The organism is Chryseobacterium sp. MHB01, from assembly GCF_034651565.1.
In the GTDB taxonomy this organism is placed as follows: Bacteria; Bacteroidota; Bacteroidia; order Flavobacteriales; family Weeksellaceae; genus Chryseobacterium; species Chryseobacterium nepalense.
In genome coordinates this window covers 1-1,238 of the sequence record NZ_JAYEDA010000044.1, presented here as the reverse complement: position 1 = coordinate 1,238, position 1,238 = coordinate 1, and the positions used below count along the sequence as shown (strand labels likewise).

Sequence of the window (1,238 nt, the reverse complement as noted above, 5' to 3'; positions counted from 1 at the left end):
TATTTTTTATTTAATCTATCAGTTAGATTATTTTAATTTCTTGTCCTTCTTTAAATTCAATAATATTTTTTAATAAATCTTCACTTATTGTTTCTAAATCAAAGGTAAAAGCTTGATAAGTTTTACCTTCTATAAGCGACTCATTAAGTTCTTGTATAGGAAGATTTACATTATTTACCACTAAATTATTTAATTCATTAATACTTTTTCCATCAACATTTTGTATTATTCCTGCTATAACTAATTTTTTCTTATAGTTTAAGGTAAAAGCTCTTTTAATTATAAAAACTCCCATATTATTTTAATTTTTGTGCATTTTTTTCAGCAAAGTCAAAAGCGGCTTTAGTTTCACCACTTACAGCTCCTTGGGTAACATTTTGCCCTTTCAAATTACTCGTATTTAATCTATACAATTCATGCAATATAGTTTTTCTTAATTCTAACGGAGAGCTAAAGGCGTCTTTACCAAGGACAAATGCATCTTCTTCAAAAAGTGTAAGACCTGACATTGGAGCTTCTGGTTCAACAACAATTGTTCTTCCACCTATTTTAACTTCTTGACCAGTTCCTAATTCAAAAATTTTCTTAAGCGCTTTCTCTTCTTTAAGAATAGTTTGAGCTTCATTTAAAACTTTAGCTTCTGTACTTAATACTTTTCCATAGCCTCCAAACATATTATATCCGCCTCCGCCAAACTCTAACATTTCCTCTCGCTTACTATTCCCCATTAATCGGAACATCCTATCCATTTTTGTCTCTCCTTCATTATAAAAAGGACTACCTTGCCATTGACGATAAGAATTCAATCCTCCATACTTATCTGCATTGGTTTTAGGACTATACTGACTTGTAAAAGCACGTTTTATTCCATTCCAAGCCCAATTCCAAAGACTTCGAGTTTTTCTCTGTGCATAAATTACAACTTCCTCTATGTCTTGAGTTCTTATAGTCTTCCCATCTGTTCCATCTCCTGGCCCTCCTGGAGCTAATCCATCTATATCTATGTATTTTATAGGATTATTAAATGCATAGTTATAAGGCGACCATCTTGACATATTCTCCGCCAACGGATCTACAACACCCCATCTACCAATATCCGGCATATAAAACCTTGCTCCATAATCATACATTCCCGTTTCCTGAAGCTCCTTTCCGTTGTACTTATAGTTGTAGTTTGTTCCAAAATCATTCAGCAATGAACCGTCATTATACCCCTGATGCTTCAATCCGAAAGGATA

Annotated in this window: 2 protein-coding genes; both read right to left on the bottom strand. The window is 33.0% G+C overall.

Annotated features, from left to right (window positions below; all coding sequences use genetic code 11):
• Positions 1 to 22: 22 nt before the first annotated feature.
• Positions 23 to 295: a hypothetical protein gene (locus U9K52_RS21175; RefSeq protein WP_322928021.1), complete on the bottom strand. Its 273-nt coding sequence runs from the start codon at positions 293 to 295 to the stop codon at positions 23 to 25.
• A gap of 1 nt (position 296) precedes the next feature.
• Positions 297 to 1,238 (bottom strand): RHS repeat-associated core domain-containing protein (locus U9K52_RS21170; protein ID WP_322928020.1); only part of this gene is annotated, 942 nt, incomplete at its 5' end.